Origin of the sequence: Octadecabacter sp. R77987 (assembly GCF_042466115.1) — a bacterium.
GTDB lineage: Bacteria > Pseudomonadota > Alphaproteobacteria > Rhodobacterales > Rhodobacteraceae > SW4.
Map to the genome: position 1 here is coordinate 2,674,880 of NZ_JAXHBQ010000001.1, position 15,002 is coordinate 2,689,881.

The 15,002-nt window shown below is 61.7% G+C and carries 13 protein-coding genes; 7 read left to right on the forward strand and 6 right to left on the reverse strand.

The features are described from left to right. Window positions 1–206 precede the first annotated feature (206 nt). Window positions 207–872, forward strand: coding sequence for an SDR family NAD(P)-dependent oxidoreductase (locus SJY21_RS13600; RefSeq protein ID WP_377511725.1), 666 nt, complete (start codon window positions 207–209; stop codon window positions 870–872). Then, the gene (locus tag SJY21_RS13605; RefSeq protein WP_377511728.1) at window positions 866–2,392 is read left to right on the forward strand and encodes a cryptochrome/photolyase family protein; all 1,527 of its coding nucleotides are present in this window, start codon (window positions 866–868) and stop codon (window positions 2,390–2,392) included. The genes SJY21_RS13600 and SJY21_RS13605 overlap by 7 nt, the downstream gene beginning before the upstream one ends. Before the next feature lie 95 nt (window positions 2,393–2,487). Here the strand turns inward: SJY21_RS13605 and SJY21_RS13610 are convergent, their stop codons facing one another. Beyond that, the gene (locus SJY21_RS13610; RefSeq protein ID WP_377511731.1) at window positions 2,488–3,924 is read right to left on the reverse strand and encodes an MORN repeat-containing protein; all 1,437 of its coding nucleotides are present in this window, start codon (window positions 3,922–3,924) and stop codon (window positions 2,488–2,490) included. Window positions 3,925–4,070: 146 nt separating this feature from the next. On the opposite strand from SJY21_RS13610, the gene SJY21_RS13615 reads away from it, so the two are divergent. The 3 genes from SJY21_RS13615 (at window position 4,071) to SJY21_RS13625 (ending at window position 6,965) form a co-directional block, all read left to right on the forward strand. After that, window positions 4,071–5,729: an NAD+ synthase gene (locus SJY21_RS13615; RefSeq protein ID WP_377511734.1), complete on the forward strand. Its 1,659-nt coding sequence runs from the start codon at window positions 4,071–4,073 to the stop codon at window positions 5,727–5,729. 86 nt (window positions 5,730–5,815) lie between these two features. Continuing rightward, the gene (locus tag SJY21_RS13620; protein WP_377511737.1) at window positions 5,816–6,502 is read left to right on the forward strand and encodes a hypothetical protein; all 687 of its coding nucleotides are present in this window, start codon (window positions 5,816–5,818) and stop codon (window positions 6,500–6,502) included. Between the two features lie 28 nt (window positions 6,503–6,530). Next, on the forward strand, window positions 6,531–6,965 hold the full coding sequence (locus SJY21_RS13625; protein WP_377511740.1) for a DUF1801 domain-containing protein: 435 nt from the start codon (window positions 6,531–6,533) through the stop codon (window positions 6,963–6,965). Here SJY21_RS13625 and SJY21_RS13630 read toward each other — a convergent pair. Both SJY21_RS13630 and SJY21_RS13635 read right to left on the reverse strand, forming a co-directional pair. Further along, the gene (locus SJY21_RS13630) at window positions 6,962–7,909 is read right to left on the reverse strand and encodes a 1-phosphofructokinase family hexose kinase (protein WP_377511743.1); all 948 of its coding nucleotides are present in this window, start codon (window positions 7,907–7,909) and stop codon (window positions 6,962–6,964) included. The genes SJY21_RS13625 and SJY21_RS13630 overlap by 4 nt on opposite strands. A 78-nt stretch (window positions 7,910–7,987) precedes the next feature. Further along, complete coding sequence (locus SJY21_RS13635) at window positions 7,988–8,377, reverse strand: metallopeptidase family protein (RefSeq protein WP_377511745.1); 390 nt, start codon at window positions 8,375–8,377, stop codon at window positions 7,988–7,990. 62 nt (window positions 8,378–8,439) lie between these two features. On the opposite strand from SJY21_RS13635, the gene gltX reads away from it, so the two are divergent. After that, entirely contained in the window at window positions 8,440–9,759 is a 1,320-nt protein-coding gene (gltX, locus tag SJY21_RS13640) for a glutamate--tRNA ligase (protein ID WP_377511748.1), read from the forward strand. A 12-nt stretch (window positions 9,760–9,771) separates the two neighbouring features. Next, window positions 9,772–11,229 carry a pyridoxal phosphate-dependent decarboxylase family protein gene (locus SJY21_RS13645; RefSeq protein WP_377511751.1) on the forward strand — a complete coding sequence of 486 codons (1,458 nt, stop codon included), beginning with the start codon at window positions 9,772–9,774 and terminating at the stop codon, window positions 11,227–11,229. 31 nt (window positions 11,230–11,260) lie between these two features. On the opposite strand, the gene SJY21_RS13650 is transcribed toward SJY21_RS13645, so the two are convergent. The 3 genes from SJY21_RS13650 to SJY21_RS13660 are packed head-to-tail and all read right to left on the reverse strand — an operon-like array spanning window position 11,261 to window position 14,996. Continuing rightward, window positions 11,261–11,824 carry a gamma-glutamylcyclotransferase family protein gene (locus SJY21_RS13650; RefSeq protein WP_377511754.1) on the reverse strand — a complete coding sequence of 188 codons (564 nt, stop codon included), beginning with the start codon at window positions 11,822–11,824 and terminating at the stop codon, window positions 11,261–11,263. Continuing rightward, entirely contained in the window at window positions 11,821–14,331 is a 2,511-nt protein-coding gene (locus SJY21_RS13655) for an ABC transporter permease (RefSeq protein WP_377511757.1), read from the reverse strand. The genes SJY21_RS13650 and SJY21_RS13655 overlap by 4 nt, the downstream gene beginning before the upstream one ends. Further along, window positions 14,328–14,996: an ABC transporter ATP-binding protein gene (locus SJY21_RS13660; protein WP_377511760.1), complete on the reverse strand. Its 669-nt coding sequence runs from the start codon at window positions 14,994–14,996 to the stop codon at window positions 14,328–14,330. The genes SJY21_RS13655 and SJY21_RS13660 overlap by 4 nt, the downstream gene beginning before the upstream one ends. Window positions 14,997–15,002 lie beyond the last annotated feature (6 nt).

The following is a 15,002-nucleotide window of genomic DNA, read 5'->3' on the forward strand; positions in this document are numbered from 1 at the left end:
GGGGGGCAGTCATCGGGGTATGTTGGCGCGTATCCATGGGTCGGACTATACAACGGGCACCTAGTTTGAAAAGGGGCAGTTTTGAAAAACTGCGCATGATTGTTTGTTTTTGGGGCGCTGCCCCCTTGGCCCTTGGCCAATTCCCCCGGAGTATTTTCGAACAAAAGAAGCTGGACGTTGCGCGCGGTTGGCCTAGGTGGCGCATCATGGAAAATGCTTTGATTATTGGTGCTTCTGGCGGGATTGGTGCGGCGGTGGCACAGGAGATGTCGGCGCGCGGTGTGACGGTGACGGGCCTTTCGCGCAGCGTTGACGGGTTGGACGTGACTGATCCGGCATCAGTGGCGCGTGTTATGGGTGATCTGTCGGGTCCGTATGATTGTGTGTTCATCGCTGTCGGGGTCTTGGCCCCCACGGGTGGCGTGCCTGAAAAATCGCTGGGGGCGATTGACGCAAACGCCATGGCGCAGGTCATGGCCGTGAATGCCATCGGTCCGGCGTTATTGTTGGCACAACTGCCGCGATTGTTAAGCAAGGATCGCGCGTCGGTCGTGGGTGTGCTTTCGGCGCGGGTCGGGTCGATTGGCGACAACCAGATCGGCGGCTGGCATTCCTACCGCGCTTCAAAGGCCGCCGTGAACCAGATCGTGCATGGCGCGGCGATCGAACTGCGCCGCTCGCACAAAGGGGCGGTTTGTGTCGCCTTGCATCCGGGCACTGTGGCCACACCTTTTACGGCCGATTATGCGGGGCGGCACAGCACCGTTTCCCCCGATGAAGCTGCGCGCAATCTGGTGAATGTCATGGCGGGGCTGACCCCTGCGGACACCGGCCGGTTCTTTGATTATGCTGGGAAATCCGTGCCGTGGTAAAGCTGGTTCTGGTTCTTGGCGACCAGTTGAGCGAGGGGATCGCGGCGCTGCGTGAGGCCGACCCTGCGTGCGATGTCGTGGTCATGGCCGAGGTCATGGGTGAAGCGGAATATGTCCCCCATCACCCCAAGAAGATCGCGCTGATCTTCGCGGCGATGCGCAAGTTTGCCGCCCGTCTTGAAGGGCAGGGGTGGCGGGTGGTCTATACGCCTCTGGATCACCCTGAAAACAGCGGCACGATCGCGGGTGAACTGCTGCGCCATGCGGCGGCGTTTGGCGCGGATGAGGTGCTTGCCACGCAACCCGGTGAGTGGCGGTTGATCGCGGAACTGGACGCAGTGCCGCTGCGGCTGCGCCAACTGCCAGACGACCGGTTCATTGCCACGCAGGCAGAGTTTGCGGATTGGGCAAAGGGGCGCAAGCAGTTGCGGATGGAGTGGTTTTACCGTGACATGCGCCGCAAGACCGGCCTGCTGATGGTGGGGGACGAACCCGCAGGCGGGCAGTGGAACTTTGACCATGAAAACCGCAAGCCACCACCCGAAGGCATTGATTTCAAAGGGCCAATGCGGTTTTCGCCGGGCGGGGATGTGGCCGAGGTTCTGGCACTTGTCAGTGCGCGTTTTGCGGTTAATTTCGGCAGTCTGGATGATTTCTGGTTCGCCACAGATCACGAGCAGGCGCGCCAGCATCTGGCCCATTGGGTGCGGCATGGTTTGCCCCGATTTGGCGATTATCAGGATGCGATGATGGGGGGCGAAAGGTTCCTTTATCACGCGATTGTCGGGCTTTACCTGAACATCGGTTTGCTGGACCCGATGGAAGTATGCCAAGCCGTTGAAGACGCGTGGAAAAACGGTGACGCGCCGATCAATGCCGCCGAAGGGTTCATCCGCCAGATCATTGGCTGGCGCGAGTATGTGCGGGGCATCTATTTCCTTGAAGGGCCGGAGTATGTGTCGCGTAATACGTTGAATCACAAGCGGGATTTGCCCTGGCTTTATTGGGGTGGCGAGACGAAGATGCGCTGCATGGCCAAGGCCGTGGAACAGACCCGCGAGGAGGCCTATGCCCACCACATCCAGCGCCTGATGGTGACGGGCAATTTCGCCCTGCTGGCGGGGGTTGATCCGGCGCAGATGCATGAATGGTATCTGGCGGTTTATGCGGACGCCTTTGAATGGGTCGAGGCCCCCAATACCATCGGGATGAGCCAGTTTGCCGATGGCGGGATTGTCGCCTCAAAGCCTTATATTTCCAGTGGAAATTACATCAACAAGATGTCGGACTACTGCAAGGATTGCGCCTATAAAATCAAGGATAAGACGGGGGAGGATGCCTGCCCTTTCAACCTGCTCTATTGGCATTTTCTGGACCGTCACCGCGTCCGGTTCCGGGGCAATCCGCGCATGGCGAATATGTATCGCACGTGGGACCGGATGGATGGCGAAAAGCGCGAAACGGTGCAGGCAGATGCGCGCCGTTTTCTGGAAAAGCTGGACGCGGGCGAGGCGGTTTGACGGGGAAAAGGCCCGTATGGACAGCGTATGGAAACCATATGGAAAGCGTATGGGTCCGATATGGCGTGTGGCGGGATGAATCCCGCCCTGCGGGGTTATTCGCTGGTCGGTTCGTCCTCGATAACCACACCGTCGGTTGCCGGGCTCGTGTCGCCTTGGGTCACGAGCGCGCCATCTTGCCACGCACCCGTCGCGGTTTCGCCCGAGGCATAGCGCATCGTGCCGTCACCCTGGCGGCGGCCTGCGCGGAACATGCCCTCGTAAACGTCGCCCGTGGCGTAGGTCGCCACACCGATGCCGCTGATTTCGCCGTTCTGCCATTGGCCTTCGTAGGTAAAGCCGCCGACCATCGTCATTTTCCCGCGACCATGGCGTTGCCCGTCAAGGAACTCGCCCTCGTAAACGGTGCCGTCTGCATAGGTCGCCGTGCCCATGCCGTTGCGCTGCCCCTGAACCCAGGTGCCCGCATAGGTGTAGCCATCGGCGTAGGTCATCGTGCCTTGACCGTGGTAGGCGCCAGCCAGAAATTCGCCTTCATAGATCAGGCCGGTGGCATAGGTGAATGTCCCGCTGCCTTCGATCACGCCGCCGCGCCAATCGCCTTGATAGCTTGAGCCGTCCGCATAGGTGTGGGTGCCGCTGCCATCAGGCAGGCCGGCGCGGAAATCGCCCTCAAAGCTGGACCCGTCCGGATAGGTTACGACACCGATCCCCTCCATGTCGCCGCCGACCCATGACCCGATATAGGTGTAGCCATCCGCGCCACGGAATGTGCCTTGGCCGTGGCGGCGGTCATCGGCGAAACCGCCCTGATAGACATCGCCGTTGGCAAATGTCAGCGTGCCGGTGCCGTCCTTCAGGCCGGCGACAAGATCACCATCGTAGATGTCGCCGTTCGGGCGCACGACGCGGCCTTGGCCCTGAATGGCCCCTGCCGCCCAAGTGCCGGAATAGACCAGACCATCGGCCATTGTCAGGGTGCCTTCGCCCTCGCGTTCGCCGTCCACAAGCGTGCCCTGATAGACGGCACCATCGGGATAGGTGATCGTGCCTTCGCCCTGTTTGACACCGTTCACCCATGGGCCTTCGTAGATGTATCCCGATGGGCTGCGCATGGTGCCTTGACCGTGGTGCATGGCGTTGCGCAATTCGCCCTCGTAAACCGTGCCGTTGGCATAGCGCACGATCCCGCGGCCAGTCATTTTTCCATCAGTCCAGTCGCCCTCGTAGGTGCCGCCATCGGCAAAAACGATTGTTCCGAACCCTTCGGGCTTGCCAAGGGCGAACTGCCCTTCATAGACCGCGCCGTTGGGATATTGCGCGGTGCCCTGTCCTCGAATTTCGCCCTCGAACCATTCGCCGGTATATTCGTAGCCGTTGGGCAAGCGGTAACTGCCCATCCCGTGTTGCAGGCCGTTCAAAAAGCCGCCCTCGTAAACGCCGCCGTCTTCGTATTGTTTGACGGTAACGTCTTGTGCAAAGGCGGGCGTGGCAAACAAAAGCGCGGCGATCAGGGGCAGGTGGCGATTCATATCTGTGCGGTCCTCGATATTCTTGGGCCAAGCTAATGGACGGGGCAGGGCCGTGCAACGGTGGAAAGGGTCACGTCATGGTGCAATCGGCTTCCCCTTGCCGGTTGTTCTGCTAAATGAAGGAACTTGAACCAAGGATTGCTGCAATGACTGACACCTTTCGCCTGACCCTTGCCCAGTTGAACCCCACCGTGGGGGACATCAAGGGCAACGCCACCAAGGCCCGCGAAGCCTGGGAACAAGGCCGCGCGGCGGGGGCCGATATGGTCATGCTGCCGGAAATGTTCATCACCGGCTATCAGGCGCAGGATCTGGTGCTGAAACCGGCGTTCACGTTGGCGGCGATGGATGCGGTGGAACAGCTGGCGCGCGATTGCGCCGATGGCCCGATGGTCGGGATTGGCGGGCCGCTGTCAGAACTGCCGAAACTGCACAACGCCTATTTCATTCTGAAGGGCGGCAAGGTGCACGCCACGACCCGCAAGTATTACCTGCCCAATTTCAATGTTTTTGACGAAGTGCGCCTGTTTTCCCGCAGCGACATGCAAGGCCCGTGGGACGCGGGCGCGCTGCGCATAGGCACGCCGATCTGCGAGGATGCGTGGTACGAGGACGTTTGCGAAGCGATGGTGGATAGCGGTGCGGAAATGCTGTTGGTCCCCAACGGCAGCCCCTATTTCCGAAACAAATACGATATCCGCCTGTCCAACATGGTGTCCCGTGTGATCGAAAACGATGTGCCGCTGGTCTATCTGAACTTTGTCGGCGGGCAGGATGATCAGGTGTTTGATGGCGGGTCGTTCGTGTTGAACCGCGGTGGCAAACTGGCCGTGAAACTGCCCCTGTTCGACGAGGCCGTGGTGCATGTGGATTTTGAGTGCGATGCCGAAGGCTGGCGCGCTGTTGAAGGGGACGTGGCGATTTTCCCCGACGATCTTGAGCAGGATTACCGCGTCATGGTCGAGGGCCTGCGCGATTATATGCGCAAGACCGGGTTCCAAAAGGTGTTGCTGGGCCTTTCGGGCGGGATCGACAGCGCGATTGTCGCAACCATCGCTGCGGATGCGCTGGGGTCGGAAAATGTGCGCTGTGTGATGCTGCCGTCGGAATATACCTCGCAATCCTCGCTGGATGATGCGGCCAAGGTCGCGGATGCGCTGGGCTGCAAATACGATACCGTGCCGATTGGACCGACCCGCGCGGCGGTGACAGAAACCCTCGCGCCGCTGTTTGCCGGGCTGGACGAAGGCCTGACCGAGGAGAATATCCAAAGCCGGATCAGGGGGTTGCTGCTCATGGCTCAGTCCAACAAGTTTGGTGAAATGCTGCTGACCACGGGCAATAAATCCGAGGTGGCCGTGGGCTATGCCACGATCTATGGCGATATGGCGGGCGGGTATAATCCGATCAAGGATATGTATAAAACACGCGTCTTTGATGCCTGTCGGTGGCGCAATGCCAACCACCGCCCGTGGATGAAAGCCCCGGCGGGCGAAATGATCCCCGCCAGCATCATCGACAAGCCCCCGTCAGCCGAATTGCGCGCCGATCAAAAGGACGAAGACAGCCTGCCGCCCTATGATGTGCTGGACGGGATCCTGACGATGCTGGTGGACGAGGAAGCATCAGTGTCCGATTGCGTGGCCGAAGGGTATGATCATGACACGGTGAAACGGGTCGAGCACCTGCTTTATATCAGCGAATACAAGCGGTTCCAGTCGGCCCCCGGCCCGCGCTTGTCAATGCGGGCGTTCTGGCTGGATCGCCGTTATCCGATCGTGAACCGCTGGCGCGACGAAGCGTAAGACCATCTTCAAACGAATGTCCAAATGACAGGCAATTTTTGCCATATTTGCCGCCTATTCAGGTCAAAACCCTGAAAGGCAAGCCCATGACATCGATCACCTTTTACGCCAGTGAAGCCAACCGCAACGCCGCCTTTACCAAGGCGAAATTGTGGATGTTTTTCAGCGTTGTGGTGTTTCTTTTCGCGCCCTATGGCCCTGTGCTTGCGATCCCGTTGTTTGCGATAGGGTTCTGGTTTGGTGGCCCCGAACTGGGTGCCCGTGCCGCGCAATGCCCGAGTTTCACAGCAGATACAGAAGGGTTTGTGACCGGACAGCGGTTTACCGTCACAGACCGGCACCGGTTGGGCTGGGACGAATTTCGCGGCGTTGAACTGCGCACCGAAGGATTTGAACCATTCTTTGCGCAGCGTGTTCTTGTGATCAAAACCGCCAATCACGGCGAGCAAAAGATCAGACAACAAATGATGAGCGGGACGCCTGAAGGCATGGCGCGAGAGATCAGTGATTACGCCCGCGCAGCCCAGATGGCCAAAGGGATGCGGGTGATCGTCGCTGAAATCGAACAAAGCGAACGGCGCGCAACGCAATCATCTGCTCCACTTGCGCAGGTTGCGCAGGCTTCTGCCCCTGTTGCAAAACCCGTTGCAGCCAGAACCGGCCCACGCCCCCAGCAACCTGTGAGGCAAGCACAAATCGGTGGTGACGCCAGCCCGATTACGTCAACGCCGCGCCTGAGCGAACGTTTGTTTGGTCGTCGCAAGGTAATCTGATAGTCTTACCCCGAAGGGGGAGGGCATCATGGCCAAAGCAGAGAACAAGACCCAAGTCACCGAAGTCAGCGTTGATGATTTCATTGCCGCGGTGGATCATCCGGTGCGGCGTGCCGATGCGATTGCGCTGAACGAGATGTTCATGCGCGTCACCGGCTGGCAACCGCGCATGTGGGGGCCGACGATGATTGGCTATGGGCAATACCACTACATCTATGACAGCGGGCGCGAGGGCGATTGTCTGGCGACCGGGTTCAGCCCGCGCAAGGCCAACCTCAGCGTCTATATCTTGCCCGGATATGGTGATTTCGGTGATCATCTTGCACGGTTGGGCAAGCACAAGATCGGCAAATCCTGCCTTTATATCAACAAATTGGCCGATGTGGACATGGGTGTGCTTGAAGAACTGGTGCGCGCAGGGCTGGATGATCTGGCCACCCGCTGGCCCGTCATCCCGACCTAAAGCGGGCTGACGATGCAGGCGTCAAGCAAGCGCAGATAATCGTCCTTGTGGCACAGCTGCGTGCCTTCGGTCATGACGGCGGCGCTGGCGGCTGCCGATCCGTGCTGCAATGCCGTTTCAATGTCTGCGTCACGCGCCAATGCCATTGTGAACCCACCGACAAAACTGTCGCCAGCGCCAACCTTGCTGCGGATGTCAACCTTGGGGGCGGCCACATGCAGGTGTTGCGTGCCATCGGCCAGCACCGACCCGTCCGCGCCGCGTGCCACGATCACCATCTGCCCCGCGCCGCGCCGCACAAGGCTGGCCGCGAAGGCGGCGCTGTCACGGCGCGATGCCAGCGGGCGGCGCGCCAGCCCTTCGGCCTCGTGCTGGTCCATACGCAAAACGAGCGGCGGGCGGATCTGACCAGCGGCAAGGTGGGACAGGATCGGGCCTGATGTATCAAGTATGACCCGCACATCGGTGTCGCTGAAATCCTGACAGATACGGGCATAAAGATCGGGTGCGGCCCCGTTTGGCCCGCTGCCTGACAGCACAAGGATACTGTCGGCCCGGGCCGCGTCACGAATGGCGGCGCGGGCGGCGTCAATGTCGGCGGCCTCCCAATCGGGGCCGGGCAGCATGAACCGATACTGATCCATGCTGTTCAGATCCGTCACCGCAAGACTTTGGCGCGTTTCACTGGGCGCGGGATGGACAACAGGGGTCAAACCTGCGGCCGTCAGCAAGTGCAGCAAGGCCTGTCCCGTATCGCCCCCCAGCGCCACAAAGCACCGCGCCTGTCCGCCTAGCTGATGGATCGCGCGCGCCACGTTCAGCCCGCCCCCACCCGGATCGGTGTCAGGGGGCGAACAGCGCAATTTCACATTTGCATGCACCTCGGACACCGAGGTCGCAAGATCAAGCGCGGGATTCAGTGTAACTGTTAGAATATCATGCATGGCAGCACCTTTCGGCCGTTATGGTGCCAAAGGGGTCGGGGCGCTGCAAGCGGAAATGATAGCGCTATCAGTGCACCTTTATTCCCACCATGGATCAATGCGTGCAATATCGGCGTCGGACCAGCCGAAATGATGGGCAAATTCGTGCACCGTGACATGGGCCACCAGCGCTTCGAGCGTTTCGCCCGCGCGATCGGCCAATTCATCCAAAATCGGCATGCGGAACAGCCAGACCGTATCGGGGCCATCGGGAATATCATCATCGCGTTTCAGGGTCAGGGGCACGCCGGTATAAAGGCCGGTGATGTCCCATTCGTCCTCGTCGTCTTCCAGCATTTCGGCAGGAATGAAATCCTCGACCCGGATCAGGACGGATTGCGCAGGCGTGCGAAATGCGGCGGGAAAACTGTCGACCGTTTGTGCGGCGATCGCGAACAGGTCTTCGGGGCTGGGGAATGCTTTGCTCATCCCCCTCATATGGACAATTGCGCGCCACTATGAAAGAGCCTCGCGACATATAGGAGACCATCATGACCACCACCCGTTTTGCCCCGTCGCCCACTGGTTATCTGCATATCGGCAACCTGCGTGCCGCGCTGTTCAACTATGCGATTGCGCGCCAGCAAGGTGGCGAATTCATCCTGCGGATTGATGACACCGACGGTGAGCGCTCGAAAGAGGAATATGTCGACGGGATCAAGGCCGATCTGGAATGGCTGGGCCTGACCTGGGACCGCATTGAGCGCCAGTCTGCGCGGATGGATCAATACGCGGCCGCCAAAGCCCGCCTGATCGAGATGGGGCGACTTTATGAGTGTTTCGAGACCCCGACCGAGTTGGACCTCAAGCGCAAGAAGCAGCTGAACATGGGCAAGCCGCCGGTCTATGACCGCGCAGCGCTGGCGCTAGGCGAGGCCGAGAAGGACGCCCTGCGTGCGGATCGCGGATCGCACTGGCGTTTCAAGCTGGACCTTGAGCGGATCAACTGGACGGACGGCATTTTAGGCGATCTGTCGATTGATGCGGCCTCGGTTTCCGACCCTGTGTTGTTCAAGAATGACGGGCAGATTTTATATACGCTGGCGTCCGTTGTAGATGATACGGAATTTGGCATCACCGATGTGGTGCGCGGATCGGATCATGTGACCAATACCGCGACGCAAATCCAGATGATCACCGCGCTGGGCGGCACTGTGCCCCGCTTTGCGCACCATTCCTTACTGACGGGGCCGCAGGGCGAGGCTTTGTCCAAACGTCTGGGCACGCTGGCCTTGCGCGATTTGCGCGCCAAGGGTGTTGCGCCGATGGCGATCCTGTCGCTGATGGCGCGGCTGGGCTCGTCTGATCCGGTAGAGTTGCGCGAAACCGTGGCCGAGGTGGTTGACGGGTTCGACATTGCCAAGTTCGGGTCCGCACCGACCAAGTTTGACGCGGATGATCTGGGACCGCTTAGCGCACGCTGGCTGGCCGCGCGCCCCTATGCGGACGTGGCGGATGATATTGCCGCGCTTGGCGTGCCTGCCGATCACGCCGAGGCGTTTTGGGCCGTGGTGCATGATAACATCGACACCGTCGATGATATGGCGCCGTGGTGGGACCTGTTCCAGAACGGCACGCCCGCCAAAGTGGCCGACGAGGACGCCGAATTTGTTGCGCAGGCGTTGGAATTGCTGGGTGAACCGCCCTACACTGCGACCACCTGGGCCGAGTGGACAGGCGCGGTGAAAGATGCCACGGGCCGCAAGGGCAAGGGGCTGTTCATGCCGCTGCGCCGCGCGGTGACGGGCCGTGATCGCGGGCCGGAAATGGCCGAAGTGATGCCGCTGTTGCAGGTCAAACCACGGATCTGAGGGGGGAACACGATGGGCGCTGACAAGACACCGGAAACTGCCGCGCCCTCGCTTGATCCTGTTGATTGGGATGGTTTTCGCGCCCGTGCCCATGCGATGCTGGACGCCGCCGTGGACAAGATGCAGGGCGCGCGCGATGGCCGCGTCTGGACGCCTGTTCCTGATGCCATGAAAGCGGCACTGCGCGCCGATTTGCCACCCCGAGGGCGCGGTCCGGACGCCACTGATGCACAGATCACCGCCCTGCTGCCCCACGGCGTTGGCAACACGCATCCGCGCTTTTTCGGCTGGGTGCACGGGGCGGGGACGCCATCCAACATGATCGCTGATATTGCCGCCGCCGCGATGAATGCCAATCTTGGCGGGCGTGACCACGGGGCGATGTATATCGAAAAGCAGGTTGTGGACTGGGTGCGTGACATCTTTGGGTTTCCGCCCGATTCCAGCGGTTTGGTCGTGTCGGGCACGTCCATCGCGACGATTATCGCGCTGAAATCCGCGCGCGACCGTGCGCTGGGATTTGACGTGCGCAAGACGGGTGTGCAGGCGGGGCAGCTGGTTGGCTATACTTCGGATCAATCGCATTCCTGTGTGGCACGGGCGTTCGATATGTTGGGGCTGGGATCGGATGCCTTGCGCCGGATTCCGGTAAGCGATGCCTTTGAGATGGACCTGGATGCTCTGCGATCTGCGATTGCGGCGGACCGCGCGGCGGGGCTGCATCCGTTTGCCGTGGTTGGCACGGCGGGCGCGGTGAACGTGGGCGCGATTGACGATCTGGACGCCATTGCAGATATCGCTGCGGCTGAAAAGCTGTGGTTCCATATCGACGGGGCGTTTGGCGCGCTGGGTGTGCTGAGTGACCGTTTGCGGGATCGTTTAAGCGGGATCAAACGGGCGGATTCGCTGGCGTTTGATTTCCACAAATGGGCGCATGTGAATTATGACGCCGGTTTCGTGTTGATCCGTGACGAAGACGCGCATCGGCGTGCCTTTTCCGACCGGCCCGATTACCTGTTGCCCGCGACCGAAGGGCTGGCGGCGGGCAATCCCTGGCCGGTGGATTATGGCCCCGAATTGTCACGCGGGTTTCGGGCGTTGAAAATCTGGGCGCACCTGAATGAACACGGCCCCGACAGGATTGGCGCGCTGATCACGCAGAATTGCGATCAGGCGGCCCATCTGGGGCGGATAGTTGACGGCGATCCGGGGTTTGAGCGCCTTGCCCCGGTGGCGATGAATATCTGCTGTTTTCGCGCGGTGCCCGCGGGGCTGGACGCGGCCGAACTGGATGCCCTTAACGACCGGATTGTCGTAGCCTTGCAGGTCAGCGGGATCGCCGCGCCCTCAACCACGCGGCTGGCTGGAAAAACCGCGATCCGCGTCAGCATCACCAACCACCGCACTGCATTTGCCGACATGGACCTGCTGCTGGATGCGATCCGCGATCTGGTCGCCAAAGGCGTCTGACGCGCCCAAGCTATCGCGCCGGACGCGGTTGTCAGCGGTGCTGCATGCGCACCGGCAGCTGTTCAAGGGTCCGGTCAACGATGCGGATTTCCTGCGCGCTTAGGGTCTGTGCACGGGGATAGATCGGCGCGGTGCGGTCGTTGAGGATTGGCCCCCAGTCATGGGTTGTGGCGATAAAATCATCGACGCCATCCTGCCCGTAAAGCTGCAGGAATCCCTGAATGACCACATCCAGATAGGACAGCAGGATCGGGTGGCCGACGGATGGATGCTGGGTCAGTTCGGGGCGCGCCTCGTAGACGGCGGTGGCGATTGGTGTGCTGATATGCGTGACCTGATGGGTCACGTCGCGGCGCGTATAAGCGTGTTCGCGTGCATCCAGCGCGGCCCAATCGCCGCCCGGAAGGTGGGCGATGACACCGGAAATGCTGCTGTTCGGGTCGGGTTCGACGGACAGAAAGGCAACCTGGCGTTGCGTTGAATGCCGCCAGATGCGCCGCCAGCCGGTTAGCCGTGCAGCGCGCGGTGCGGCAAAATCATGCGTCGCCAGATTGACGAGCGAGCCATAGCCGAAGACTGCTGGATCATCCGTCATTCGCGCGCGCGCAGCACACGCGCAGGGCGCGCCGCAAGGGGTCGCCAAGCAAAGGCAAGGTTGGCGGCCAGCACGGCGATGACCCCGCCGATGATGATCGCCCCTGCCGAAGCCCAGATCACGGAGTAATCCGTTTCCATGATGAAAGTGCTGACGGCCCAACCGCCAGCAATGCCGGCGGCCAGCGCAACGCAACCTGCCGCCGCGCCAAGGATCAGCGCGCGCAGGGCAAAGCTGCGCAGGATCAGCCCGCGCGTGGCCCCAAGGGTGCGCAGGATCGCGGCCTCTTGGGTGCGCGCACGCTCGCCTGCCGCTGCCGCGCCGATCAACACAAGAAAGCCGGTGATCAAGGTGGCCAAAGCGCCGTAACGGGTGGCGGTGGCGATGCCGCCCAGCAACTGGACGACCTGATCAATCGCGTCGCGGATGCGGATCGCGGTGATGTTGGGATAGGCGTTGCCAAACTCGCGCAGGATCGCCGCTTCGGCGGTTTCTTCGGCATAGACGGTGGAAATCCAGCTGTGCGGCGCGCCTGCCAATGCGGCGGGATTCATCGACATAACGAAACCGATACCGGCGGTGCCGAAATCAACCTCGCGGAAACTGGTGATCGTCGCGGTGATGTCGCGGCCAAGGATATTGACGGTAATCGTGTCGCCCAGCGACAGGCCCATTTCGGCAGCTTCCTCGGCGGAAAAGGACACAAGCGGTGGGCCGCTGTAATCAGCCGCCCACCATTCACCGGCGGTGATGGTTGTGCCGGTCCTGGCTTCGGCTGCATATGTCACGCCGCGGTCGCCCTGGGTCACCCAGTGATCGGTAAATTCGCGCGCCGGGGCGCCGTTGATCCGGGTGATCACGCCGCGCAACATTGGTGCGCTGTCGACGCGGCTGACTTGTGGGTCATCAGCAAGGCGGGCGCGGAACCCGTCGATCTGGCCGGGCTGGATGTCGACAAAGAAATACGAGGGCGCGACTTCGGGCAGTTCATTACTGATGGAATTGCGCAGGGTGCCGTCGATCTGGCCGACGGCGGCCAGCACCGCAAGACCAAGGCCAAGCGAGAGGACCACCGAAGTTGCTTCGCCCCGCTGCCCGCCGATGGCCGCCAGTGCCATGCGGGTCGCGGGAAAGCCGCGTGCGGCACGGCGCGTAGCGCGGGCGACCAGTTGCACGATAACTGCACTGACGGCCAGAAGGGCCAGCGCAAAGACGATCCCGCCTGCGGTCCAGAGGGTGAGGAAAGCCGTGCCGGACAGAGTGATGGCCGCGGCCAAAAGGGCAGCGATCAGGAACAGCGTGGCGATAACATAGCGTGCGGCGGGCAGGGCACGCCCGCCGGAAAACGCATCGCGGAACAGGGCGGCGGCGCGGGTTTCTTCGGCCCGCGCAAGGGGCCAGAGGGTAAAGATCAGGGCCGAAAGGACGCCGTAGAGAGCGGCTTCAAGAAGCGGTGCAGGGTAGATGGTGAAGGCGGCGGGGAAGGGCAGGCTTGCCTCGATCAGGGGCGCAAGCAGCAGCGGGACGCCGCCACCAAGGATCACGCCCAAGGTGACTCCAAGCAGGGTCAGCGCCCCGATTTGCAGGAAATAGGTCTGGAAAATCGTCGTGCGGGTCGCGCCGAGGGTCTTGAGAATCGCGATCACCTCGGATTTGCCGGACAGATAGGCGCGCACGGCGGCTGACACGCCCACACCGCCCACGGCAAGGCCCGACAAGCCGATCAGCACCAGAAATGCGCCGATCCGGTCGACGAAACGCGCAACACCGGGCGCGCCCGCGCGGGCGTCGCGCCAGCGTAGGCCGCTGTCGCGAAAACGGTCCTCGGCCTCGGTTTCAAGCGCAGCAAGGTCTGCATCGGCTGGTAGGGTCATGCGATATTGTGTGTCAAACAGCGTGCCCTCGGTGATGAGGCCGGAATTTGCCAGATCAACGGTGCGCACGATGGTGCGCGGCCCAAGGCCGAAACCCGCCGCGCCATTGTCGGGATAGCGGGTCAGGATTGCGCGCAGGGTGAAATCCTGGGTGCCAAGGCGGATGGTGTCGCCGACTTGCAGCGCAAGGCGATCGGCCAGCAGCCGTTCGATGACGGCACCATGATCGGCGAGCGCTTGCGATAAGGGAATGGGCGGATCAAGGGTGACAGCGCCGACCAGAGGATAGGCGTCATCCACCGCTTTGATCTGGGTCAGCCCCCGTTCAACGGGATCACGATCCACGACCAGCATCGAGCGGAAATCGACGGTTTCAGACACTTGTGTGGCGATGGTGTTCAGCCATTCCAGTTCGTCGTCGCGGGCAAACCGATAGGTAAACTGCGCTTCGGCGTCACCACCCAAAAGGGCAGCACCTTCGCGTTCCAACCCGGCCTCGATGGCGGCACGCACGGTGCCGACGGCCGCAATGGCCGCCACGCCAAGGGCAAGGCAGGCCAGAAAGATGCGAAAACCGCGCAATCCCCCGCGCAATTCACGGCGCGCAAAGCGGGAGGCGAGCGCGAGGCTCATGCAATGCGCCCGTCGCGCAGAGAAATCACGCGGTCACAGCGCGCGGCAAGATTGGGCGCATGGGTCACAAGGATCAGGGTTGCGCCGTGCCGGTCGCGCAGATCAAACAGCAGGTCGATGATCGCGGCCCCGTTGGTTTCATCCAGATTGCCGGTGGGTTCATCGGCCAGCAGCAGTTTCGGGCGGGGCGCGGCGGCGCGCGCCAGCGCCACGCGCTGTTGTTCGCCGCCTGACAATTGGTTGGGATAGTGGCCCGTGCGCCCGCCAAGACCGACTGCCAGCAGTTCAGCCTCGGCCCGCGCGAACGCATCGCGGTGGCCGGCCAGTTCCAGCGGGGTTGCGACATTTTCCAGCGCGGTCATTGTGGGAATAAGGTGGAAGGATTGGAACACCACCCCCATATTATCCCGACGCAGGCGCGCAAGGTCGTCTTCGCCCATGTGGGTCATATCGCGGCCCATCGCCTGAACCGAACCGCCGGTGGCCTGTTCCAGACCGCCCATGATCATGAGGAGTGACGATTTGCCAGACCCGCTTGGCCCGACCAGCCCCAAGGTTTCCCCCGCCTGCACGTCCAGCGAAATGCCGTGCAAGATGTCGACCATCCCCGCATTGCCGCGCAGGGACAGGGACACATCGGTCAGCGACAGGATCGGATCGGACATCAGCAA